The sequence below is a fragment of the Shewanella basaltis genome (assembly GCF_023283885.1).
Taxonomy (GTDB): Bacteria; Pseudomonadota; Gammaproteobacteria; order Enterobacterales; family Shewanellaceae; genus Shewanella; species Shewanella basaltis.
The window spans coordinates 49,412-74,369 of record NZ_JAKILA010000017.1 but is presented as its reverse complement, the minus strand read 5'-3'; the positions used below and the strand labels follow the sequence as shown (position 1 = coordinate 74,369).

Annotated in this window: 20 protein-coding genes; 13 read left to right on the top strand and 7 right to left on the bottom strand. The window is 41.1% G+C overall.

The features are described 5' to 3' along the window. Window positions 1-146 precede the first annotated feature (146 nt). Window positions 147-689 carry a VF530 family protein gene (locus L2703_RS12905; protein WP_248971521.1) on the top strand — a complete coding sequence of 181 codons (543 nt, stop codon included), beginning with the start codon at window positions 147-149 and terminating at the stop codon, window positions 687-689. Between the two features lie 250 nt (window positions 690-939). Here the strand turns inward: L2703_RS12905 and eat are convergent, their stop codons facing one another. The 3 genes from eat to L2703_RS12890 are packed head-to-tail and all read right to left on the bottom strand — an operon-like array spanning window position 940 to window position 4,654. Then, entirely contained in the window at window positions 940-2,340 is a 1,401-nt protein-coding gene (gene eat, locus L2703_RS12900) for an ethanolamine permease (protein WP_248971500.1), read from the bottom strand. A 22-nt stretch (window positions 2,341-2,362) separates the two neighbouring features. Then, on the bottom strand, window positions 2,363-3,241 hold the full coding sequence (eutC, locus tag L2703_RS12895) for an ethanolamine ammonia-lyase subunit EutC (protein ID WP_248971520.1): 879 nt from the start codon (window positions 3,239-3,241) through the stop codon (window positions 2,363-2,365). A 9-nt stretch (window positions 3,242-3,250) separates the two neighbouring features. Further along, the gene (locus L2703_RS12890; RefSeq protein ID WP_248971499.1) at window positions 3,251-4,654 is read right to left on the bottom strand and encodes an ethanolamine ammonia-lyase subunit EutB; all 1,404 of its coding nucleotides are present in this window, start codon (window positions 4,652-4,654) and stop codon (window positions 3,251-3,253) included. A 216-nt stretch (window positions 4,655-4,870) separates the two neighbouring features. Here L2703_RS12890 and L2703_RS12885 point away from each other — a divergent pair, with 216 nt between their 5' ends. Both L2703_RS12885 and L2703_RS12880 read left to right on the top strand, forming a co-directional pair. Beyond that, a complete protein-coding gene (locus L2703_RS12885; RefSeq protein ID WP_248971498.1) occupies window positions 4,871-5,821 on the top strand; it encodes a helix-turn-helix domain-containing protein in 951 nt (316 codons plus the stop codon). Window positions 5,822-5,925: 104 nt separating this feature from the next. Next, window positions 5,926-6,816 carry a dienelactone hydrolase family protein gene (locus L2703_RS12880; protein WP_248971497.1) on the top strand — a complete coding sequence of 297 codons (891 nt, stop codon included), beginning with the start codon at window positions 5,926-5,928 and terminating at the stop codon, window positions 6,814-6,816. 255 nt (window positions 6,817-7,071) lie between these two features. Here the strand turns inward: L2703_RS12880 and L2703_RS12875 are convergent, their stop codons facing one another. The 3 genes from L2703_RS12875 to L2703_RS12865 all read right to left on the bottom strand — a co-directional run bounded on the left by L2703_RS12875 (window position 7,072) and on the right by L2703_RS12865 (window position 11,635). Next, window positions 7,072-7,971, bottom strand: coding sequence for a sensor histidine kinase (locus tag L2703_RS12875; protein ID WP_248971496.1), 900 nt, complete (start codon window positions 7,969-7,971; stop codon window positions 7,072-7,074). Next, window positions 7,964-8,509: a heme NO-binding domain-containing protein gene (locus L2703_RS12870; RefSeq protein ID WP_248971495.1), complete on the bottom strand. Its 546-nt coding sequence runs from the start codon at window positions 8,507-8,509 to the stop codon at window positions 7,964-7,966. The genes L2703_RS12875 and L2703_RS12870 overlap by 8 nt, the downstream gene beginning before the upstream one ends. A 96-nt stretch (window positions 8,510-8,605) precedes the next feature. After that, window positions 8,606-11,635: an ATP-binding protein gene (locus tag L2703_RS12865; protein ID WP_248971494.1), complete on the bottom strand. Its 3,030-nt coding sequence runs from the start codon at window positions 11,633-11,635 to the stop codon at window positions 8,606-8,608. Window positions 11,636-11,945: 310 nt separating this feature from the next. Between L2703_RS12865 and L2703_RS12860 the strand changes: the two genes are divergently transcribed. Genes L2703_RS12860 through L2703_RS12850 form a run of 3 tightly spaced genes read left to right on the top strand, consistent with a single transcriptional unit; the run spans window position 11,946 to window position 15,675 of the window. Beyond that, the gene (locus L2703_RS12860; protein WP_248971493.1) at window positions 11,946-12,536 is read left to right on the top strand and encodes a response regulator; all 591 of its coding nucleotides are present in this window, start codon (window positions 11,946-11,948) and stop codon (window positions 12,534-12,536) included. 11 nt (window positions 12,537-12,547) lie between these two features. Next, a complete protein-coding gene (locus tag L2703_RS12855; RefSeq protein ID WP_248971492.1) occupies window positions 12,548-14,539 on the top strand; it encodes an EAL domain-containing response regulator in 1,992 nt (663 codons plus the stop codon). Further along, window positions 14,536-15,675 (top strand): HDOD domain-containing protein, encoded by a 1,140-nt coding sequence (locus L2703_RS12850; RefSeq protein ID WP_248971491.1) that lies wholly within the window; start codon window positions 14,536-14,538, stop codon window positions 15,673-15,675. Before L2703_RS12855 ends, L2703_RS12850 begins: the two co-directional genes overlap by 4 nt. A 204-nt stretch (window positions 15,676-15,879) precedes the next feature. Here L2703_RS12850 and L2703_RS12845 read toward each other — a convergent pair whose 3' ends face one another. Then, complete coding sequence (locus L2703_RS12845; RefSeq protein WP_248971490.1) at window positions 15,880-16,791, bottom strand: LysR family transcriptional regulator; 912 nt, start codon at window positions 16,789-16,791, stop codon at window positions 15,880-15,882. Window positions 16,792-17,073: 282 nt separating this feature from the next. On the opposite strand from L2703_RS12845, the gene L2703_RS12840 reads away from it, so the two are divergent. The 7 genes from L2703_RS12840 to L2703_RS12810 all read left to right on the top strand — a co-directional run bounded on the left by L2703_RS12840 (window position 17,074) and on the right by L2703_RS12810 (window position 24,919). Then, on the top strand, window positions 17,074-17,808 hold the full coding sequence (locus L2703_RS12840; RefSeq protein WP_248971489.1) for a histidine phosphatase family protein: 735 nt from the start codon (window positions 17,074-17,076) through the stop codon (window positions 17,806-17,808). Between the two features lie 101 nt (window positions 17,809-17,909). Beyond that, the gene (locus tag L2703_RS12835; RefSeq protein WP_248971488.1) at window positions 17,910-18,680 is read left to right on the top strand and encodes an SDR family oxidoreductase; all 771 of its coding nucleotides are present in this window, start codon (window positions 17,910-17,912) and stop codon (window positions 18,678-18,680) included. 48 nt (window positions 18,681-18,728) lie between these two features. Then, window positions 18,729-19,853: an NADH:flavin oxidoreductase gene (locus L2703_RS12830; RefSeq protein WP_248971487.1), complete on the top strand. Its 1,125-nt coding sequence runs from the start codon at window positions 18,729-18,731 to the stop codon at window positions 19,851-19,853. A 64-nt stretch (window positions 19,854-19,917) separates the two neighbouring features. Continuing rightward, entirely contained in the window at window positions 19,918-21,129 is a 1,212-nt protein-coding gene (locus L2703_RS12825) for an acyl-CoA dehydrogenase family protein (protein ID WP_248971486.1), read from the top strand. Window positions 21,130-21,219: 90 nt separating this feature from the next. Continuing rightward, a complete protein-coding gene (locus L2703_RS12820) occupies window positions 21,220-22,254 on the top strand; it encodes a phosphotransferase family protein (RefSeq protein ID WP_248971485.1) in 1,035 nt (344 codons plus the stop codon). A 41-nt stretch (window positions 22,255-22,295) separates the two neighbouring features. Then, window positions 22,296-23,057, top strand: coding sequence for an SDR family NAD(P)-dependent oxidoreductase (locus L2703_RS12815; RefSeq protein ID WP_248971484.1), 762 nt, complete (start codon window positions 22,296-22,298; stop codon window positions 23,055-23,057). Between the two features lie 56 nt (window positions 23,058-23,113). Beyond that, window positions 23,114-24,919: an acyl-CoA dehydrogenase gene (locus L2703_RS12810; protein WP_248971483.1), complete on the top strand. Its 1,806-nt coding sequence runs from the start codon at window positions 23,114-23,116 to the stop codon at window positions 24,917-24,919. Window positions 24,920-24,958 lie beyond the last annotated feature (39 nt).

The window sequence follows — 24,958 nt, the reverse complement described above, 5'->3', positions numbered from 1 at the left end:
ACATCAGATTTAATCGTAGTTTATGGTGTTTTGTTGATACTATACCCAATTAACCTGTAATGCTTGCTGAAATCGAGCCTCTTCAGGTTGTTTGGGTATAAAGGCATTAATGCATATTTGGCATGCAGTACAAAATTGGACATACCATGGTAGAAGAGCAACAAAACAATCCATTACATGGACTTAAGCTTGAAACATTAATTACTGAGCTGGTTAATTGTTACGATTGGAAAATATTATACGCGGCATTAAAGCTTGAATGTTTTAATTTAAATCCGTCAATTGAAGGTTGCATTAAGTTTTTAAAAAAGACCGAATGGGCCAGAGAAAAAGTCGAAAATTTTTATTTATACCGATATAAACGCATGCCAAAAGCGGTAGGCGATCAATTTGATTTAAAACCACGGGAACGTGGCTTTGCTGCCGGCATAGTACCACGTAAGCCAATGGAGCTTACCTTTGAGTCTATCGCAAGAATGCACGCCCAAGCGGCCGAAAATTTTGAAGCAAACCGAAATACCAATGGTCCAAGAGGTGCGGGTAAGCATCAAGTGAATAGAAAAAACACAGGTTATGACAATCGTGCTGGGGCAAGTGCACCCAAGAACTCCTACCGTCGAGATGGTGACAGTTCATCTAAACCTAGTCGTTCTGTGTCGTCAGATCCCAGTAATCCCTGGGGTAAATAATGATACTAAAAGGCCCTGAATAATCAGGGCCTTTTTATAGTAAACTCTAACTAACCTGAGCTCGGGATAATAAATGCCTTTCAAACAGTCCTTTGCCCTGCTCACTGCGTTGAATCGACTTACAATAGGCTAGCTATTGACGCGTCAATTCGCCTTGTTAGCAGAACAAATGACAAGCTTGAAAGTGAGAATGGGTAACATGTTGATTTTAAATAGCATAAGTTCATCCCTTATCCTGAGCTCAGGTTAACTAATTAGCCAGTGATAAATCGGATTCTGCTGCGGCTAACATGGCAAACTCTTCGTCTGCACTTTTTGCGACTAATCGTTTTGAGCTGTAGCCAAAATAATATGCCGCACCAATAACAAATAAGCCCATGGTAAAAATAAAAGCACGTGGGTCAAAGGCATAAACACCTGTTAAGGCTATTAACGACAGAACAAGCGCCAGCCCAGAGGTAAACACTCCGCCAGGTGTTTTGTATGGTCGTGCTAAATTAGGTTGTTTAATACGCAGTAATATATGGCTCAGTGCCATTAATGCATAAGATACGGTTGCACCAACCACAGCCATTGCCAACATTAAATCTCCTTCGCCACTGAGCGAGGCAATAAAACCAAATATCGCAGGTACAATAAGTGCACGGGCAGGGACTTTACGAGACGTAGTAATTGATAATGAACGTGGCAAATACCCTGCACGAGACAATGCGAAGACTAAACGGCTATATCCATAAATAATGGAGAAAAATGATGCCACTAACCCCGCTAATCCTAAAATGTTTACCACAGTTGCTAAACTGTCATTACCGGTCACCTTTAATGCATCTACTAACGGAACCGCACTCGCGCCCATTGCAGCCGCGCCGCCAACGCCTGGCACTAATACCACCACAAGTAACGCGGTAAATAATAAAAAGATCATTGCACCTATAATCCCTTTGGGGACATCTTTTGCAGGGTTTTTAGCTTCTTCTGCAGCTAATGGTACACCTTCAACAGCCAAAAATAGCCACATCGCAAAGGGTAATGCTGCCCATACACCGTACCAGCCTAATGGCAACAATTCACTGGCTCCGGCGGCATCAGTAACAGCAACATCGTATAACTTACTGGCATCAAAATTTGCCACTAACACCACTGCGGTAGCAATAATGGCCAGTACTGCTAACCCACTGATTACCATCATTACTTTTAGCGCTTCACCGACGCCGGCTAAATGGATACCAACAAATACTAAATAAAATAGCGCATAAACCCAAGGGCCGTTAAAGCCAAGCAGTTCTTGTACTGCTGAACCAATAAAAATGACAATGGCAGCAGGTGCTAGGGCGTATTCAATTAATACTGCCAAGCCTGTTAAATAGCCACCGGCAGGGCCCATGGCTTGTCGCGCGAAACTATAACCACCTCCCGCTGTCGGGATGGCTGCTGACATTTCTGCTAATGACAACACTAAAGACAAATACATTACCGCCATCAACATAGCTGCGATGGCAAATCCGCCCCAGCCAGCTTCGGCTATGCCAAAATTCCAACCAGCAAAATCTCCAGATATCACATAGGACACCCCTAAACCTGCTAATAAAATCCAGCCGGCAGTGCCGCTTTTTAATTGCCGTTTGGCAAGATACTCATTGTTATCTGACATTGCATTTCTCCGTTATTATTTGTTATGCGATTAAAAAGTTTTTAGTGTTATTTTGGTGTTCTATTACATCGTCCTGAGTTCGATCTTTTAAATTTACGCCTGTTAACTTGAGCTTTTTAGCCTGTTGTATCAGGTAGATTGTGCGTTTTGCTGCTTCTTGATAGGGTAATCCTGCCGGACGAATATTTGAGATGCAGTTTCGATAAGCGTCAGTTAAGCCCGTTTTAGGCGCCCATGTCATGTATAACCCTAGGCTGTCTGGTGAGCTTAATCCTGGACGTTCTCCAATCAGTACAATGACGATTTGTGAATTGAGCAATTGGCCGATGTCATCACCAATGGCAACTCGTCCTTGTTGTACTAATGTGATTGGCGCTAAGGTTAATGGGGTGTCGGTTGCGTTAAGTTGAGTTATCAGTTCGTTGATAAATGGTTGGGCATTGTTTTGTACTGCCAGTGATGACAAACCATCAACCACCACAATAGCTAAATCGTATGGTTTGTTGGGTATGTTGTTTCGATTAACATAATCGATTAACTGGTTGCGACCATGTTCAGAGAGTTTTCTACCCAGATCGGGTCGTTGTAAATAGGTTAAGCGGTCTATAGCTTGGCTTGTTACCACCAAGGGTGGATCAAGGTTTTCTAATACTGAGGTTGTGGATAGCAAGGTTGTTAAACGTCTGATGTCTAAAGGCAAATTTACGGCATCACGAGCCTGTGCATGTGATAACTGAAACGCGAGTAATTCTGCTGTAGGTAAGCTAATTCCTGCTCTACCTAGCCCAATTCGGGCATCTGTAAATTGGCGTAAATCGCGCCAAGGATTGGCAACCACAGCACCGTTTTGTGCCAATGCTTCATCTGAGTCGATGTGTGTAAATGGTGACTTGGTATTCATTTGCTTCATTTAATGACCTCCTTGTATAGCTCGCAGCGGTTTAGCGAATGCACTTGGGAGGCGATTTGACAAAATGGTGTCTGAAACATCTTGCATGATGTTCATTTTAGTTAACCATTGTTCAAATTCTGGAGCCGGGCGCGAACCTAGCACTCGGCGAACATATAAAGCATCGTGAAATGAAGTGGTTTGATAATTAAGCATAATGTCGTCAGAGCCAGGAATACCCATAACAAACGAACATCCTGCCACGCCGAGCAATGTGAGTAAGTTATCCATGTCGTTTTGGTCTGCTTCAGCATGGTTGGTGTAGCAAACATCGCACCCCATTGGGATGCCAAGCAATTTGCCGCAAAAATGATCTTCTAAACCTGCTCGGGTGATTTCTTTGCCATCAAACAGATATTCGGGACCAATAAACCCCACCACGGTATTGACCAGTAATGGATTAAATTTTCGTGCAACAGCATAAGCCCGAGATTCGCAAGTCTGTTGATCTAAACCGTGATGCGCATTGGCCGACAGAGCGCTGCCTTGACCTGTTTCAAAATACATCACATTACTGCCAATTGTGCCGCGCTGCAGGCTAAGGGCTGCATCTTGTGCTTCTGCTAAGGTATTTAAACTAAAACCAAAACTACTGTTAGTCGCTTCTGTTCCGCCGATGGATTGAAATACTAAGTCAACAGGTGCGCCAGCTTCTATGCACTCAATGGTGTTAGTGACATGTGTTAACACACAACTTTGGGTTGGGATTTGATACTTTTGAATAACATCATCCATTAGTTTCATCAATTTTATGGCCTGTGCCACATTGTCTGTGGCTGGATTAATTCCGATGACAGCATCGCCATTACCATATAACAACCCATCGAGCATTGACGCAGCAATACCATTAACATCATCAGTAGGGTGGTTAGGTTGTAAACGGGTAGAAAGGTGTCCAGGTAGGCCAATCGTATTTCTAAATGCACTACTGACATGGCATTTTTTAGCCACTAAAATTAAATCTTGATTGCGCATAATTTTACTGACTGCAGCGGCCATTTCAGGAGTAATCCCCATGCGTACCGAAGCTAATACCTGAGGTGTTGCGTAATCACTCAATAACCAATTACGAAAATCGCCAACGGTTAAATGACTGATATATGCAAATGCTTTGATGTCATGTTCATCTAAAATAAGCCGAGTTATTTCGTCTTTTTCGTAAGGAATTAAGGCTTCATTCAAAAAGTTTTTTAATGGCACATCGGCCAATGTCATTTGGGCAACCGCCCGTTCTTCAGCAGAGTGCGCAATAACACCAGCTAATCGATCACCAGAGCGTTGTGGCGTCGCTTTGGCCATTAGTTGCGCTAAATTTTTAAAATGATAGGTTTGATTACCTAACATGTACCGGTATGACTGACTCATTAAAACCTCAATATTGACCGCTGCACTCTTGGTATAGCTTTTGCTGAATTGCATTCAGATAAGTTCTGCTCACCTTAAGTCATTCAGCTTAAACCGTACCAAGTGACTATCGATTTTTGGCAAATCTAGTTTTTTAGCTATTTTTCAGATAGATAGGCTTAGGTTTATAGGTGAATAACCAGTGATGAATAAAACAAGAAAGTATTGAGGTCACGTATGCAGCACCATATTGGTCATCAAGCACCACGAAAGAACATTTTTAAAACGACTGATGTTGATCAACAGGCACACAATCTGACGCAATGGCAACAAATTTATGACCAAACCAGTGATGGTGAATTTTATGGCTGTATTGAAGGGGTAACATACCCCCATTCACATGTGTTTAAAGAGTTTACGCAGCGAGCATTAAGACAGCAGTGTAATATTGCCCCAGACTCTGTATGGATAGGTATTCCAGAAAATTCAACTGAAAGTAAAATCAATGGTTTGCATGTTGAGAAACATCAAATTATGTGTCGCACTAGCGAGTATGATTTTGAGTTAATTACGCCAGAATACTTTACTGTATTTGGTATTGTGTTAAATCGACAAGTCTTGCAGGATATAGCAGACATTCAAGGGGTTAATCTAATGAATCTCTTGTCACAAAATCAAGCCCGTTTAGCGATAAACCCGAGTATATTGGCACAAAGTAAACAGGCATTGTCGCAACTACTTGTGTCCAGTGATTTAGGTTTGCAAAGTCAATTACAGCAAGATGTAATCAATACAATAGCCATCAGTTTATTAGGCAAGCAAGAAGCAGTACCAACAGCGGCCCCGAGTTACAAGCATAGATTGATGGTTGTCGATAAGGTAAAACAATTTATTGAAGCTAATCCATATCAAGCAATCACGATTAGTCAGTTGTGTGAGTACACTCATGTTAGCCGCCGAACCTTGCAATACAGTTTTGAATCGATACTAGGCATTAATCCATTACGTTTTTTACGATTAACACGTTTTAATAACGTCAGGCGTGAACTGAAACAACCGGCTCAAGATAAAACAATATCGGTCATTGCTGCAAATTGGGGATTTTGGCATCCAGGGCAATTTACTAAAGATTACACCCAGTTATTTGGAGAAAATCCTTCACAAACACTGAAACGCCATCAAAAATGAACTTAAATGAACCTGGTAATCGTATTGTTCAACCACTGGTGTAATATTGCCATACATCATCATGCTATTACTTGTAACTTATTCATCAATATCAGAGGGAACTCATGGAGATAAAATCAACCAAAGCGATACCGCAAGAAGCGTTTGATTGGTATGACTCGTATGCACATGGCGGGATGGATCGTCGTACTTTTATTGCAAAATTAGGATCATTAGTGGCATTAGGCTACTCAATGAGTGTGTTAACGTCTGCTTTGTTACCTAATTATGCATTGGCAGAACAGGTGTCGTTTAATGATGCAGATATTAAGGCCACGTATGTCAATTTTGATTCACCTTCTGGACACGGTAAAGGGCGAGGGTATTTAGTTGAACCCGTTAATACGCAGGGCCCGTTACCCGTTGTGTTAGTGGTACATGAAAATCGCGGCTTAAACCCTTACATTGAAGATGTTGCTAGACGACTGGCAAAAGCGGGGTTTATTGCTTTTGCGCCCGACGCATTGTTTCCATTAGGAGGGTATCCTGGTAACGATGATGAAGGTCGTCAAATGCAAAGCACGCTTGATAGAAGCAAAATAGAAGAGGACTTTGTTGCCGCGGCTGAGTTTTTAAAAGCCAATCCGCGCAGTAATGGCAAATTAGGCGCGGTTGGATTTTGTTTTGGTGGTTACATTGTTAATTACCTTGCAGCTTATAAACCCGATTTATTGCAAGCTGGAGTGCCGTTTTATGGCACACCGGCTGAAAAAACATTAAGGGCTAATATTAAAGCGCCGTTACTCATTCAGTTAGCTGAACTCGATGAACGTGTTAATGCAACCTGGCCAGAATACGAGCAAGACTTAATCGCAGCTAAAGTGACCTACACCATGCAAATGTACAGCAAAGCTAATCATGGTTTTCATAATGATTCGACAGCCCGGTTTGATGAAGTCAATGCAGAACTGGCGTGGCAACGCACATTAGCTTTTTTTGATAAGTATGTTCGTTAATTTAACAAAGCGATTGAGATGATATTGTTTTAATCGCTTACCTGATATTGCAAGATTTTATTTTAATTATTTCTTGTTTTCATAATAATTATATTGAACAAGATTAATAATATAGGTGAGGTGATTTGCATTTTAGGTTATTAAATTATTTAAGGTAAATTAAAGCATACTGACCTGCAGTACTGATGACCATCATTAAACTATTAACTAACAAAACCGCTGATGAGTAACATTTAAGTTATTGAAAATATTAAACTATGCTGCGTTGAATGTTATTTGGACATCAGTGCCTTTACCGACTTCAGATTGAACCTCAACTTGGGCCTTGTGCTGTTGCAGTATCTGTAAAACGATAGACATACCAATACCGGTACCCGTGCCAATAGGCTTGGTGGTGTAAAAAGCATCAAACATTCTTTGTTTAACTTCTGATGTCATTCCACAGCCATTATCAATTATATTGAGTTTGATTTTATCATTATCTTGAGCCAGTTTTATGGTAATGATTGGGTCATCAGTGTTTGACGCTTCGCAGGCTTGTATAGCGTTAACTAAAATATTAACCAATACTTGATTTATTTCCCCAGTGTTAAACTGAACATTAGAAACCTGACTAAGCTCCTGTTTAATGTGAATATTCTTTAGTTTAGGCCCGAGTAGTTTTACCGCCATTTCAATTGCATTACACAACACAATCTCGGTAATTTGTTCCGTATCTGTTCTCGCAAAAAACAGCAGGTTTTTGACAATATCCTTTATACGGAAAAATCCCTGGTCGGTATCACTAATCAGTTCTGGTAAGTCTTCAATGATAAATTCAATATTGTGTTTGTCTGGATCAGTTAATTGATCTTTGCCAATAACACGTAACAAGTCTGCAATATAACTATTTAATGTGGTGACATTACTTATCACGAAAGCCAACGGATTGTTGATTTCATGGGCCACACCAGCGGCCAATGAACCTAATAATGCAAGTTTTTCTTGTTGAATGAGTGATTGTTGTTGGTTTTTAATTTGCTCTATTTGTTGTTCTAATAACACGTTTTTTTCATACACTTGTCTCGTGTAATCTTCTAGCATCTGCTCAATTTCAGCACGTGCTTTTTTTTCACGAATATAGGCTATGTAGTAAGGGTTTGATTTATCAGTCATGTTTTAACTCTATGTTTAAGATGCATTGTTCTGCACCGTGATGCATACAAGTATCATGTTTAATGCTTATGTGTTGATGGTAGTAATCTGCCGCACCAAAGATTAAGCCTTCAGCGCAAAAACACAGCTTGCGTGGCGAGTGGTATTTTAGTTCGATATTATTGCTATCTAGCATCGTTGAAATAATCGTCGGAAGGGCTGGCTCGTGATACAGTTTATTGACTTCAACATGGATAATATTATGAATCCCCATCACTAACGACGTAAAGTCTGCGAACCGTTCAACGACTTTTATATGGTTGGCGGCTAAACCCGAAAATAAAAATTGCCCAAACGCCTTTATCACATCTTGTATTGGAAGGTTTAGCATGGTCGCCACTTCTGTGACGATGGCAAAGAGTTCATTTTCTGGGTAATTTTTAGCTGAGATATAGACTCTATCTTCGGGAGCATGTTTTGCTAATAAATCATTCCAGACAGCCATTCCACACTGTTTAACTATCATGTCTTCAAGTACATTAAAAATAATACCTTTCATAAAACCCTCTTTGTGTTTATTACAACAATAGCGATTATAGTATGCGTTGTCTTGGACTAAATTATCGCTTCGCCTTGTTGATGTTCTTGCTATTGATTAAATGATGTTATGCGCCAGTTGAATTTCTCTAAGTGTAAGCATAAATGAAGACGTTAGTTGCGCAATTGGTAGCCCTTTTTTTATCGACTCTTCAGCCTGTGTTGCAGCTTCACTCAGGGCGTTTAGACCTAAACATGCACTTGTGCCTTTAATTTTATGTAAAAGTGTTAACAATGAATCATTATCCGAAATGCTAACCATGTGTTCTAATTCGGCCGCAATATTAAGCAGACTATGCAAGTAATCGTATTGCAATTCGTTATCTTCACTGTCGTCTGCAGGTATGTTTATTGATTTTTGCATTGCCACTTGTGGTTGAACAGTTCTCGATGTTGTCAGTAATGTTGACAATATGGTGAGCAATGCATTTTTGTCTATTGGTTTGGTTAATTTGCTATTAAATGGACACGCTTGCTGGTCATTATCACTTTCAAATACATCGGCACTGAGGGAGATTATCGGCGACAAAAATCCACGTTTTCTCAGTTCAGTTGCCGTTGTTAAGCCATCCATGATCGGCATTTGCTGATCCATTAATATTACATCCGGTTTTTGGGCTAGGGCCACTTCTAGTGCTTGTTGGCCATTTTCGGCAAATAATAACTGCAATTGAGTCGTTTTAAGGTAGGATGCAAGCAAGGAGCGAATATCTGGTACATCATCGACAATTAATAAGGTGCCCGTTAATGAATTAACCACATCTTGAGTGAGCGGTTTGTTTGGTGTTGCTATAACACTCGATTTTGGAGCATGTTCATTCGCATCTATCAGTAATGTAAATACGCTACCTTGTCCCAGTTTGCTCGTAAATGATAAATCAATCGCCATGGCATCGGCTAGTTTTTTACTGATATGTAACCCCAGTCCCGTGCCACCAAAATCTCTACTGATGCTTGAATCACCTTGGTTAAAAGGGCTAAACAGTTGTGTTTGTTGTATTGGGTTTATGCCAATACCTTCATCACAAATTCGAATTTGTAGTTGGTTGTTGTGTAATAAAGTGGCGTCTAGGCTGACAGTACCTTGCTTGGTGAATTTAATCGCGTTGCTGAGTAGATTGAGCAATATTTGTTGTAGCCTAAACATGTCAACGTAAACGCTGAGTGTGTCTGGTACAGATATGGTGTAGTTAAAATTTAACTTTTTCTGTTTCGCTAAAATGGCAGTATTATTGATAAGTTCAGTTAAAAATGGCTTTATTTCTACGTTTTCAAATGCGACTTCCATTTTTCCTTCATCAATTTTTGCAGTGTCTAAAATATCATTAATGACATTTTGTAAATGAAGGGTATTACTGTTTATTCGTGTTAGGGTGGCGTGAGTTTCACCTGTTGTTGTGGCTAACAGTTCTTCTGTAAAACCTTTAATAATCGTTATTGGCGTGCGAATTTCGTGGCTCATGTTCGCTAAAAACCGCGTTTTAATGGCTGCGAGTTGGTTTGCTTTATCGCGTTCTTGTGCGAGTTCTTTGGTTCTCTCTGCCACTTTTTCTTCTAGTTCGTCGTTCATGACTATAATTTCTTTCATCGAGTTCATGAGCGCCTTACGTGACAACATCACTTTGTTTTGCATTTCATTTATGCTATTGGACAACATTTCAAATTCGATAGAGCTGTGTTCGAATTCTAATGATTGATAGGCCGGAGTGTCTAAATCCCAATGATGTGCATATTGAGCTATTCGTTCGAGGGTATTGGTATAATTTCGTATAAAGCGAGTAGATAAAATGGTGATGTACTGCATTAATAACATCACTAATAACATCGCAATACTGAGGTAAATAAAATATCTGACCGCATAAGGTTTTACATCTAAATAGTATTGCGCAGTCCAGCGTAAGTTATCGATATTTTTTTGAATAACAATATATTTAGCATCAGATGTAAAAATAATGCTTTCTGGCTGGTTTAAAAATATCTGCCGATAGAATGGGGGGATATAAGGGTCTAGTAATGTTCGATTAGTCCATTTTTTACCTAGTTCACCTAATTGCTCACTTCCCCAAATTTTCTTTGACTGGTTATCAAGTATAATGCGGTTAATGGACACCTCAGCTGTGTTTTGAGTGTTGTTATCATGTAACAAATGGTCTGTTAATGAAACAATGTTGATTGATTGTTCTAGTACGCCGTCAAATTGGCCGTTTTTATACAAGGGGGTACTTACCGCAAACAATAAGTCCTGACCTAGGGTCCTGCCTTGAAATATCTCACTGATGTATGAGCTATTTAACTCTTTAGGTTTAAAAAAGTAACTGCGATCACTGACTGATGCGTGGTTAACGGTATTGTCGTTAAATCCTGCTTTATAAAATTGTATAATGTTTCCATGTTTATCTGTCATCAATGCCGAAATACTTTCGGGATGCTTATCAGTCATGACTTTTAAGGTTTCTTTATTGATATAGTCTTGTCCAAGGCTCGCAAGCATTTCTATTTCATTGATGTAACTGTCAATATGCCTGCCAATGCTGTCAACAAATGTGTTTTGTACTTTGTCGTAATAATTAAGTTGTGATGATAAGTGAAGGCCAATAATACCCTGTAAAATCATTGCAATTAAGATGGTTGCGGGTACTGAGCAATATAGCGCGATGCGGTGGCTTAGTTGAAGTTTTAAGCTCTGTTTTTTGTGTATTACAGGTGAGCTTGTGATGTTTTCTAATAATAAAGCCGTTCGTGTACATAGAACAAATATGCAAGTATTAAGAATAACGGTCCAGGCAAAAAGATCGAGCGAGTCATAAAAAATGCCATAACCACATAATCGGTATATCAGGCTGATCAACAAGGCATAAACGAGTGTTATTTTCCATAAAGGTTGAGTTAATTTTAGGGTTAATGGCAGCAGTAAAAGCAATTGTAAGCTGTTACCTAACCAGACTATTTCGCTGTTAAGTGGCAAGGTCACCAAGATCATGCTTAGCAATGCCCACAGGAATCCTAATCGAAATAAAATAATAAAAAATGCCACATTGCCCATTAAAAATGGCACCACAAAAGGCAGGTCTACTGCAATAGTATTCATTAATATGCCAATTAACGACATGCTGAAAAAAAACCGTAAACGTCTTATCGTTAAAGGTTTTGCGATCAGTAATGTGGGTTTATTGGTTAATATCATGTCAAATTAACTCTTTGTTATTAATCACTACAAGATACTTTTGTGCCATGTTTATTCTTATGGCTTCGCAAAAATAACCTGGCATGGGGTATGAGAAATAAGACAATTTATTTGTGGCCATAGCGTCTCATTTGTCTTTAATGTCTTATTTGTCTCTTAGGGTAATGTATGCTATAAATGGTTAATAATCAAGCGGTGCAAATGTAGACAAAACATGAAAACCTTAAAACCGAGTGAAATAGCCCAGTATTGTGATGTGCACCAAAGAACGGTCAGTCGTTGGATAGCTCAAGGGCAGCTCAAGGGGCATAAACTGCCCGGTCGGGGCAATTATCGCGTGCTGTTAAGTGACTTTATCTTATTTTTGCAAACGCAAAATATGCCTATGCCAGCAGAGTTAATCACTCACTCCAGTGTCGAGCAAAACTCGGTTGACGCAGCATTACAAAAACGAATTTTAATTATTGATGATGAAACAGAGATCCGCAATGCGATACGCAGAGTGCTAGTGAAAAAGGGCTTTGTTATCGATATTGCAGCCGACGGTTTTCAGGCAGGTGTAAAAATCCTACGTGACAAACCACACTTGATCACCTTAGATTTATCAATGCCAGGTCTTGATGGATTTGATGTGTTGACCTTTATTCGTGCGCAACCAGAATTAGCAGACATTAAGATTGTAGTTATTTCTGGATTATCTGATCCTCAGTTACAAAAAGCCTTGGAGTTAGGTGCTAATGCTGTGCTGCCTAAACCCTTTGACAACACACAACTGATATCGACGATTAACAATCAATTAAAGTAAATAGGAATACTATGACTAACAAGCTGCTAATTGTAGATGATGAAGTTGCTATTTTACGTGCATTGAGTCGAGTGTTGACGCGCGCGGGATATCAAGTTTTTAAAGCAAATAGTGGCGAAGAAGCCCTAAGTATTATGCTGCAACAAGTGTGTCAGGTGGTTATTTCAGATTTTAGAATGCCCACAATGAATGGCGCTGAATTGCTCGCAGCAATTAAAGCCCAATATCCAGAGACAATGTGCATGATCCTCAGCGGCTATACTGATTTTAATTCTGTGGTTGCTTTAATTAACTCTGGAACAGCATTTCGATTTTTACAAAAACCTTGGGATGAACAAACGCTGTTTACTGAAGTGAAAGAAGCCTTTAGTACTTTTCACAGTCGTGCACATCAACAGCAAGTCAACTTGCTCATGTCCAATACTGCTGAAGCGCTGGTTGAATTACACCCTAATGGCCAATTGGGACGCGTTAATGGTGTTGCTAAACAATTATTTGATTTTACCCAAAACCACATTTTATTGTCTGATATGTTTCCGTATTGTACTGATAACGGCGTATCTGCATTGTTTGAAGATGATTTACACACAATCACTATGCAAAACCGTCAAGGCAAAAATGTTGAATTACATTTTAAGCTGGCAACAGATAATTCTCGATTTTTTGAGCTGCATTTTGTTAATAAAAATGACGATGCGGTGTCTAATCGCAAGCCGTTGGCGGCATTTTTAGACAAAAATGAATTGTTGTCGTCTGTAGATGGTTTGATTAAATCAAACACCCATTTTGCAATGATTGCGATTCATTTAAAAAACTATAGCTATTGGACTGATATGATGGGCTTGCCAGAGAGTACAGCCTTATTCGATGAAATTACTTCCACAATGTTAAGCCAATCTAAACAGTTTAATGCGTCTTTATCATTTTTGAGTGACGAACACTTTGTTTTACTCTTGGATAATTACAAATCTGAACTTGATTTACATAAACAACTTACTGATTTTATTGAGCCGTTTAATACGAGCCGGTTTTCAGACAAATCAGTGCACGTGGAATTTGTTATTACCTATTGTATTGCCCATGAAGATGGCGATAACGCTCAACAGTTACTCAATAACGTATTAATGTCTAATCGTTTATATCGTTCTTCGCATACCCATTTTTTTATGCGTTATGATGCTGCGATGATAGAGCAAAAACGCAATCAGTTATTGATCAGTAAAGCGTTATTTCATGCCGTCGAAAATGATGAATTGTTTTTGCATTACCAACCTAAATTTGATTTAAACAAAGGTAAAATTTGCAGTTGCGAAGTGTTGTTACGCTGGAACCACCCTGAATTGGGTAATGTCTCGCCAGGGGTGTTTATTCCTATCGCTGAACAAGAAGGTCAAATTATTGAGTTAGGTTACTGGGTGATAGAGAGTGCATGTAAAGCGATTTCGAGTTGGACACAAAAAGGCATTCACCTGGACAAGGTCGCAATTAATGTTTCTGGTAAACAATTATCGCAAGTTGATTTTATTCCTCGTGTCGAAGCTTTACTTTCTGGGTTTGATATCGATATGACCAAGCTTGAATTTGAGTTAACAGAATCATGGCTTGTTGATAACTTGGAAGAAAGTGCTGAAAAATTAACGCGCCTTAAAAATGCGGGGATCAGTATTGCAATGGACGACTTTGGTACTGGGTATTCATCTTTGTCTTATTTATCTAAACTCCCCATTGACGTACTTAAAATCGATCGGTCACTTATTACGGATATCGTTCATAATGTAAACACCCAAAGTATGGTCGGTAGTGTCACCCGTATGGCTCACGATCTCGGTATGCAAGTGGTTGTTGAGGGCGTTGAGCAGATTGATCAAATCAAGTTGTTAGAAAAACTCAAGTGCGATGTTATTCAAGGGTTTATTATTGCTAGGCCCCAGGCTGAAGATCATTTTACTGCGCTGATTTCTAATGCCGATGTGTCTATTGCTTCTGTGATGGGTAAAATATGAAAAAATTGACTGCACTGTTTATAGATGATGATGTATTTATGCTTAAAGCATTGCAACGTACAGCACGCAGAAGTAAGCCTGATTGGGATTTTTATCTTTGTGAAGATTGTAATAATTGGCAATCGGTATTACCAATTGGTGTCATTCCTGACGTGGTTTTTTGTGACTACCTCATGCCACAAAGTAATGGTGATGATGTTCTGTTAGACATAGCAAACATAATTCCTTCTGCGGTGAGAGTCTTACTGACAGGTGATACGGCCGAAGATGTTGTCACTAAAGTCAGTGCCATTACCCATTTTGTATTGAAAAAACCTTTTTCTATTGACGATTTAACTCATGTCTTTTCATGTGTAGAGCGTCTTAATACTCTCAATTTTAACCAAGAAACTCGTAATAAATTTGGACGAATAGGTTACTATTTTGCCTTACCTGAGATTGTCACAGAGGTACAGAAATTGTTTGCCTCAGATGACGTCGATATAGAACAAGCCGCAGACGTTATTATCCATGAATCTTTTATTGCCGCTAAAATTATTCAACTCGCCAATTCAGCTTTTTTAGGATACAGCCGCCCAACGGTGTCATTGGCGGAAGCAATAAAGCGTTTAGGATTAAAAATGACAGAAACCATTGTAATATCAATGGCTGTCAGTGATTGCCTGCGTGATAAAGTACCCGCTAATTTGCACCATTTGATTAATGACTGGGCATTTAATTTTTCTAGTCAATCAAGACAATTGAGCCAGTCTATGGGGTTTAACTCTGCTATGACCGACATGGTATCAATTGCTGCCTTACTTACAGGTATTGGCCAATTAGCACTGATTGCTGAGTCAGATGAATACATCAATACAGCTGAATGTGATGAACAGTTATTTGTGCTCAGAGATGCAAGTATTCTTACTGTGTATATTTTGACCTTGTGGGGGTTTTCTGTCGATCTTTGTAAACTGATTTTGCTACAAGATAATCCTAATTTTGGCGCTCAAGCTTTCAACGAAGACAAACTGGGTTTAATTATGTATTTAGTTAAATTGAGACTTTTATGTAAGCTTGATAAAAGCGAAAAAGAGACTCTGTTAAACTTGGTTTCAGACAAACAAATAGTCGACTGGATAGACGAAAACTTATGATGTTGTTAAATATTGTGGTGGCAAGTCTCAATTATAGGCTACAGATGTAACGCTATAATACAAAACGCATTAATGAATAAATCGCTAAAATGTGTCCAGCTGTTTTTGTTTATAATACAAACACTTAACAACATTCTTGCGCATAGCACAAACAGTAGCAGTATTGCATGCTGGAACATATTCACATACTTACGCAAATGGGTATTAAACTGGTTTTGTAGTGCTCGATGCTGCAAGTATCATCTTATTTCTTAGCCATTTGTTAGCGGGTTCCTTATCGACATTTACGTGCCAATACAAATGTATGCCAATTTCGGGTAAATCGACCGGCATGGGATGTGTGGCTATATCGAGCATTTCACTGTACATCTGAGCGGCGGTTTTAGGTAAGGTTAGAAGCATGTCATTGTTTAATATAACTTTACATGCAGATAAAGCCTGTTGGCATCGCAGTGCTATTTTGCGGTGATAACCCATTCGCGATAGCTCAAAATCCTCTAAGCCTGGTCCTGTCGAACGAGAGGATACCAACACATGATCAAGTTTTAAGTAGGTGTCTAAATCAAGGGTTGTAGACAGTGCGGGGTGGCCTTTGCGAGCCACTACGACTAATTTATCGCGTTGCAGTTGGGTATGACAAATGTTGTTACTAACAGGTAATAACGCATCAATGGCTAAATCGATATCACCACTGGCTAATTTATTTTCCAGTTCGTTACGGTTAACTCGCTTATTGCTATTGAGGTGAATCGCTGGTGACTCTAGCGATAAACTTTCTTGTAAAATGGGCAGGTAGTATGGCTCTAACGAGCCATGCAATGACAACGAAAAGCTTTTGCGAGACGTGAGCGGTTCAAATTGTCTCGATTGCACTAAACACACTTGCAGTTGGTGCAATGCCTCACGAACATCGTCAATCACATTTTTGGCTACAGGGGTAGGTCGCATCTCGTTACCCTGCCTTATGAATAAGGCGTCATCAAAATGTGCCCTGAGTTTACCGAGCGAGTGGCTAACAGCCGGTTGAGATAAATTCAATACCGAGGCTGCCTTGGTAATATTACCCTCACAATAAATCGCATCAAAAACCACAAATAAATTTAAATCAATTTTCATACTCACCCCAATGATGCGCTTATGCGTTGTTTATTACAGATAGCCTAGCTTAACTATTTAAAATACAAATAGTAGGGTATAAGAACTATTCATTTGTTCAATTTAGAGCTTGGGATTAGCATAGTCAAGTAGATTAAATTACCTATGCATTTTCTGCTTAAGTAAGAGGTTTAAACAAAACAGAAAATCAATCGGGTACATTTTTGTGCTGGCTGTTAGGTTATTGGGTTTTCATAACATTGTGTTGTTTCTGACTTCATTTTTATTACCGAGAGACATTTAATGGCTGCAATTTATTTGATTAGACATGGGCAGGCTTCTTTTGGAAGTAGTGATTATGATCAACTGTCGGAAAAAGGGTGTCAGCAATCTGCAATGTTAGGTCAGTATTGGCGTGCAAGATCAACGCCTGTTAAGTTTTATTGCGGTGATTTATTAAGGCATGGTCAGACACTGTTGCACTTTTCTAAAGGATTAGCGATTAACACCATTCCAACGGTTCTGCATTCTGGATTTAATGAATTTGACCATGTAGACATTTTGCAAAAGTACAACAGTGAGTGGCATCACTTTGCACAGATGAACGCCAAACTACAGCAATTTGAACAGCCAAATAAAGTCCTTCACAAAGAGTTTTACCAAGCGCTTAATCGCTGGATGAGCGGTAACCACGATTTAGAATACAAAGAGAGTTGGCCACAATTTAAAAGCCGTTGTATTCGTGCTTTACACAATATTATTGAGCAGGAATTGGCTAAAAAGCGTGGCATGGACACAGCTAAATCGCACGCCAGTCAGCCTAAAGACATTTTGGTATTTACCTCTGGCGGCACAATATCAACCATTATTCAGTATATATTGCAGTTAAGTGATCAGCAGACGTTGGCGGTAAATCAACAAACACGAAATACCAGTGTCACTAAGTTGCTGTTTTCTGAAAACAGGTTAAGTGTCGACTATTTCAATAATTACAGTCATTTAGAAATGGCTGGTGATGAATGGATAACCTTTAGATAACCCATGTGTTATACAAAAGCATCTGCATTTTATGGTTGAGTTAATTAACGTTTAGGTCAGTAACCTACATAACTCAGTAACCTACACAACAAGGATAAAAAATGAATACTGGTAATTTATTTGATTTAACAGGGAAGGTGGCGTTGGTTACAGGTGCGAGCCGAGGCATTGGTGAGAGTGTGGCTAAAGTATTGGCGCAATATGGTGCCCACGTTATTGTTTCGAGTCGTAAAATTGAAGCATGCCAAGCGGTTGTAGAGCAAATTATTGCCGATGGCGGCAGTGCCCAGGCCATAGCGTGTCATATTGGTGAACTCAATCAAATTGATGCTATTTTTGCAGCCATTACGGAGCAACATGGCAAGTTAGATATTCTTGTGAATAATGCGGCGGCCAATCCCTATTTTGGTCACATTATTGATACTGATTTAGCTGCTTTTCAAAAAACCGTTGATGTGAACATTCGCGGTTACTTCTTTATGTCGACTCAAGGCGCAAAATTAATGAAAGCCAGTGGCGGCGGCTCGATCATTAACGTGGCGTCTGTAAATGGGGTTATTCCTGGTGATTATCAGGGCATCTATTCAGTCACTAAAGCGGCTGTGATCTCAATGACTCAGGCATTTGCCAAAGAATGTGCCCAATTTAACATCCGTGTTAATGCCTTACTGCCTGGCGGCACTGACACAAAATTTGCCTCGGCATTGGTAGACAATCCTGCCATTTTAAAACAACTGATGCATCACGTGCCGATGAAGCGCGTTGCGCAGCCTGACGAAATGGCTGGCACTGTGTTGTATTTGGCCTCAAATGCTTCAAGTTATACAACCGGTACTGCCATCAATGTTGATGGTGGCTATTTGATTGGTTAATGCAGCCCAACAATATCCATATTAATAAGCACACTTTAGGAATGAATGATGAATAGCACTCAACACACTGGCATTAATAAGCTATTTGAATCGTTTTCAAATAAATCATTATCGCTTAAAAATAAAACGGTAATGGCACCAATGACCCGCGCGTTTTCGCCTAACTATGTCCCAAATGATGAGGTTGCAGGTTATTACCGTCGCCGTGCAGAAGGGGATGTGGGATTAATTATTACTGAAGGCACCTTTATTTCCCATAAAGCGGCTAACGGCTATGAAAACGTACCCGCCATTTATGGTGAGGCTGCGTTAGCCGGATGGAAGCATGTGGTTGACGAAGTACACGCAGCAGGCGGCAAAATTGCGCCTCAGCTTTGGCATGTTGGCGCGGTGAGAAAGCCCGGTGTAGGCCCAGACAAAGAAGCACCTGCATACAGCCCATCTGGATTATACAAACCTGGTGCACCAAATGGTGTAGCCATGACACAAGCTGACATTGACGAAGTCGTCGCGTCATTTGCCCAAGCTGCGCTTGATGCAAAAAACATTGGTTTTGATGCGATTGAAGTTCATGGCGCACACGGTTACCTCGTTGACCAATTCTTTTGGGAAGGCACCAATCAACGCGATGATAAATACGGTGGTTCGCTAGAAAATCGCACTCGCTTTGGCGTTGAAATTGTTCAAGCCATCCGCGCAGCAGTGGGCGAAGACTTTACGGTTATCTTCCGTTTTTCTCAGTGGAAACAACAAGATTACACTGCAAAATTGTGTCAAACCCCTGAAGAGCTAGCCACCTTTTTAGGCTTATTAAGCGATGCGGGTGTAGACATCTTTCATGCCAGTACTCGCCGTTTTTGGGTGCCAGAATTTGAAGGCTCTGATCTAAACCTTGCCGGTTGGACTAAAAAACTGACCAACAAACCTGTTATCACCGTGGGTAACGTTGGGCTTGACGCTGACTTTATTGGCGAAGGCAATGCTGATTTGTCTGGCACTTCAAACCCTACGGGCATTGATGAATTATTGGTGCGCTTAAATAACGACGAGTTTGATTTAGTCGGCATTGGACGTGCGTTACTGGTTGATCCGCAATGGGTTAATAAAATTAAAACCAATGCCATCAATGAGATTAAGCCGTTTAACAAAAAATCATTGATGTCGCTGAGCTAACCCATTTGCAGCGATTGATTAGCGCCACTTAATTACGCACTAAGTTCCAGTTAAAGGACAGCATATGAATTTTGAATACAGCGAAAAAGTTCAAGGGTTAATTAACCAGGTCAACGAGTTTATGGATTTGCATGTTTATCCGGTTGAGGATGAAATGCACAGGCAAGTTGCCCTTGAACCCTGGTCAACGCCGCCGTTAATGGAAGAGCTTAAGGCCAAAGCAAAAGCACAAGGTTTGTGGAACTTGTTTTTACCTGTGGCATACGGTCAATACAGTGGCGGATTAACCAATTTAGAATATGCACCATTAGCTGAAATTATGGGTAAGGTCATGTGGGCGCCCGAAGTGTTTAACTGCGCTGCGCCAGACACAGGCAATATGGAAGTATTGGCTAAATACGGCAGTGAAGCCCAGAAAAAACAATGGTTAGAACCACTGCTTGAGGGCAAAATCCGCTCTGCATTTGCCATGACCGAACCTGAGGTTGCCTCAAGTGATGCAACCAATATCGAGTTGAGTATTGTTCGCGATGGTGACGAATATGTTATCAATGGCCGTAAGTTTTACATCAGCGGCGCCTGTCGTAAACAATGCGAAATCATGATTGTGATGGGCAAAACCGATCCAGACAATACCAATCGCTACATTCAACAATCTCAAGTGCTTGTACCAATGAATACCCCGGGCGTTAAGGTGGTGAGGCCAATGCAAGTGTTTGGCTACGATGATTCGCCTGAAGGCCACGCTGAAGTGACCTTTACCGACGTGCGGGTGCCAGTTGACAACATTATTGTGGGAGAAGGTAAAGGGTTTGAAATCGCCCAAGGCCGATTAGGCCCAGGACGAATTCATCACTGCATGCGCTCAATTGGCATTGCACAGCGTGCTTTAGATTTAATGTGCAAACGCGTCAGTGAACGCATTGTTTTTGGTCAGCCGATGATTAAGCAGCAATCGGTTCGAGAAGACATTGCCAAATCTGCCTGTCAGATTGAACAGGCACGGTTAATGACATTAAAAGCGGCGCAAAAAATGGACACAGAAGGCAACAAAGCGGCAAAAGATTTAATCGCCATGATTAAAATTGTCGCCCCTAGCATGTCACTTGATGTTATCGATCGCGCCATTCAATGTCATGGCGCCGTGGGTGTTAGCCAAGATACCTTTTTAGCACATGCCTGGGCTGGTCAGCGAACCCTACGGTTAGCCGATGGCCCTGATCAGGTGCACATGATGCAACTTGGTCGTGATTTAGTGAAAAAAGTGACGCAATAACTTTGCCGGCAGGCCAACAGGTGCTGGGGTGAGTTGGCCTGCCATTATTATTGATGACTGTCATTGATCAAATAATAAGAGTATTGACAAATGCCACATACGTTTCCAATGGATAATGAAAAGCTCAGTGCTTATTTGCAGCAACATGTTGATGGCTTTCAAGGGCCTATTAGCCTTGAAAAGTTCTCGGGTGGACAATCTAATCCTACTTATAAAGTGACTGCTCAGTCTGGCGTGTATGTATTACGCCGCCAACCACCTGGTAAGTTATTAAAATCGGCCCATGCGGTTGATCGCGAATACCGGGTACTCGATGCACTCAAAAACACTGCTGTGCCGGTTGCTAAGGTTTATCACCTGTGCGAAGACACGAGTGTGATTGGTTCGATGTTTTATTTAATGGAATATTGCGATGGCAAGGTGTACTGGAGTGCATCGTTAGCAGAGGTTGACACCAATGAACATCGAGCCGCTATGTACGATGCGATGAATAAAACCCTCGCGTCACTGCACAGTGTCGATGTTGAAGCCATTGGCCTAAGCGATTTTGGTAAGGCAGGTAACTATTATGAGCGTCAATTGGGGCGCTGGACCTCGCAATATCGCTTAACTGAATTGCAAACCATCCCTGCGATGGATGTGTTGATCCAATGGCTTGAAGACAACTTACCGCCAGATGATGGCCGTGTGTGTCTTGTGCATGGTGATTTTCGGTTAGACAACATGATGTTTGCCAAAACCAACGTTGAGATCATTGCGGTGCTGGATTGGGAGCTTTCAACCCTAGGCCACCCGTTTGCCGATTTAGCTTATCAATGTATGCAACTGCGTATGCCTGCAGGCATGGGGACGATTGATGGCTTAAAGGATGTCGATAGAGCCAGTTTGGGCATTCCGAGCGAAGAAGAATATGTTGGCCAATATTGTCAGCGTATGGGCATTGAACGTATCGATAACTGGGCGTTTTATTTAGCGTTTAGTTTTTTCCGTTTGGCCGCAATTGCTCAAGGTGTGGCTAAACGCGCCACCGAAGGAAATGCCTCTAACGAAAACGCCAATCAAGTAGGTTCGTTTGTTGCGCCACTGGCAAAAATGGCACTACAAGTCATCAACACCGCTGAATAACCATAAAAACAACAAGACCATCAATGACAGGAGTTACTCGCATGGATCCATTATTAGATTTTACTGGCAAGGTTGCCGTGATCACAGGTGCTGCACAAGGTTTTGGTAAGTTATTGTCGCAGGAACTGGCTAAGCGAGGCGCAAAATTAGTGATAAGCGACATTAATGAAGCTGGTGTGCATCAAGTGGCAGATGACATTGCTGCCACGGGCGCTGAAGTGGTCGCAATGAAATGCGATGTATCAAAAGATGAGTCCTGTAAAGCCATGGTCGATACCGCGCTTGAGTATTTTGGCCGCGTTGATATTGGGGTTAACAATGCCGGGATAGCTCACGAGTTTATGCCACTGCACATTATTGATGAGTCGATAATGGATCACCAATTTGCGATTAACGTTAAAGGGGTTCAGTTTGGTATGCGCCATCAAATAGCCCAAATGCTTAAACAGGGTGAGGGCGCCATTTTAAATGTCAGTTCAATGGCTGGTTTAGGCGGGGCAGCCAGAGGCAGTGCGTACTCTATGGCTAAACACGCCGTGATTGGCTTAACCAAAACCGGTGCGGTTGAATATGGCCGCGACAACATTCGTATCAATGCCATTTGTCCGTTCTTTACCTTAACACCTATGGTGACCAACTTTGCTGACGAAGAAAAGCAAAAGAAAATGGCCCGTGGTGCGCCAATGAATCGATTAGGTGAGCCGAAAGAAATTGTTGCGGTCATGCTCATGATGTTATCGCCAAGCAATACCTACATGACAGGGCAATGTATTGCCGTTGATGGCGGCGTGTCTGCATTTTAAACCGCGGTGATATTAGCCGTCACCTTTGGAATACGTATAAATAAGAAGAGAATATTATGCCTGCAACATTAATGAATGAACGCGATCTCGAGTTTATGCTTTACGAGCTGTTTGACAGTGAAGGGTTAACAAGCCGCGAACGTTACCAAGATCATGATCGCCAAACCTTTAATGAAGTCATTAACACGGCAAAAGTCATTGCTGAAAAACATTTTCTTCCTATTCGCCAAAAACTTGATACCCATCAGCCCACGTTTGATGGCAAAAAAGTGCATATTATTCCTGAGTTAAAAACCGCCATCGATGCTGTGAATCATTCGGGTATCGGCTCTGCCACTGCCGATTACGAGCTTGGCGGCATGCAGTTGCCGCCCATTATTGCCAGTGCTGCATCATCGTTTTTAACCGTAGCGGGCGGTGTGGGCATGGGCTACAACATGCTGACGACTGCCAACGCTAATTTATTACAAGCCCATGGCAGTGATGAGCTAATTAACACTTGGGTTAAGCCAATGCGAGAGGGCCGCTTTATGGGCACCATGGCCATGACCGAACCCGGCAGTGGATCGTCTTTAGGTGACTTAATCACCAAAGCGGTAAAAACTGATGACGGCACTTATCGAATTAGCGGCAATAAAATTTATATTTCGGGTGGCGATCATGATTTAAGTGACAACATAGTGCATTTAGTGCTGGCGCGAATTCAAGGTGCGCCCAAAGGAGTAAAAGGGATTTCATTGTTTGTTGTGCCAAAGTTTTTACTCAATGATGACGGATCCATTGGTGCAGATAACGAAGTGGCGCTAGCTGGGTTGTTTCATAAAATGGGCGGCCGGGCACAAACCTCTACAGCACTGAGTTTTGGTGAAAAAAATGGCTCAGTGGGTTACTTGGTTGGTGAAGAACATTGTGGCCTTAAGTACATGTTCCACATGATGAATGAAGCCCGCATTATGGTGGGTACCAGTGGTGCAGTATTGGCTGTGGCCGGTTATCAATATTCAGTTGATTATGCAAAAAATCGACCTCAAGGACGCTTACCTTCGTGTAAAGATCCGCAATCACCTATGGTCAATATTATCGAGCATGCTGATGTAAAGCGAATGCTGCTGGCACAAAAAGCCTATGCTGAAGGTGCAATGGCATTGGTGTTATACGGCACCCAATTAAGCGATGATGAACACACCGCCGCCACAGAAGAGCAGCGACAATATGCACACACCTTATTAGATTTTTTAACGCCCATCATTAAAACCTGGCCATCTGAATATGGGCCAAAAGCCAACTCACTGGCAATACAAGTGATGGGGGGACACGGTTATATTAACGAGCATCCTGTAGAGATGTTCTACCGTGACAATCGTTTAAACCCCATACATGAAGGAACTACCGGGATCCAATCGTTAGATTTACTCACCCGTAAAGTGCCAATGAATAAAATGCAGGGTTATCATGCGACACTAAATGAAATGCGCAAAACCCTTGATGAAGCTAAGCAATACAATGGTTTGCAGCAGATGACTGAGCAGCTTAGTGAGGCTCTGACCACGCTTTCAACCACCACTGAGGCGGTATTAAGCGCCATGGCCACCAAAAATATTGATTTGGCGTTATCCAACTCGGTTAAATACCTTGAGCTATTTGGCCATGTCATTATTGCCTGGTTATGGTTAAAGCAAAGTATTGTAGCCACTAAAGCCTTAGCGGAGCAGCCCCACCAGGACGATGTGTATTTTTATCAGGGTAAATTACAAGCTGCACAATATTTTTACCGTTTTGAGTTACCAGAGATCAATTTGTGGTCGCAGTTGTTAATACACACCGACAGTACCAGCTTTGATATGCAGCCAGAATGGTTTTAACTATATAATTGATTTATATTAATTTAAGTTGATTAGTCA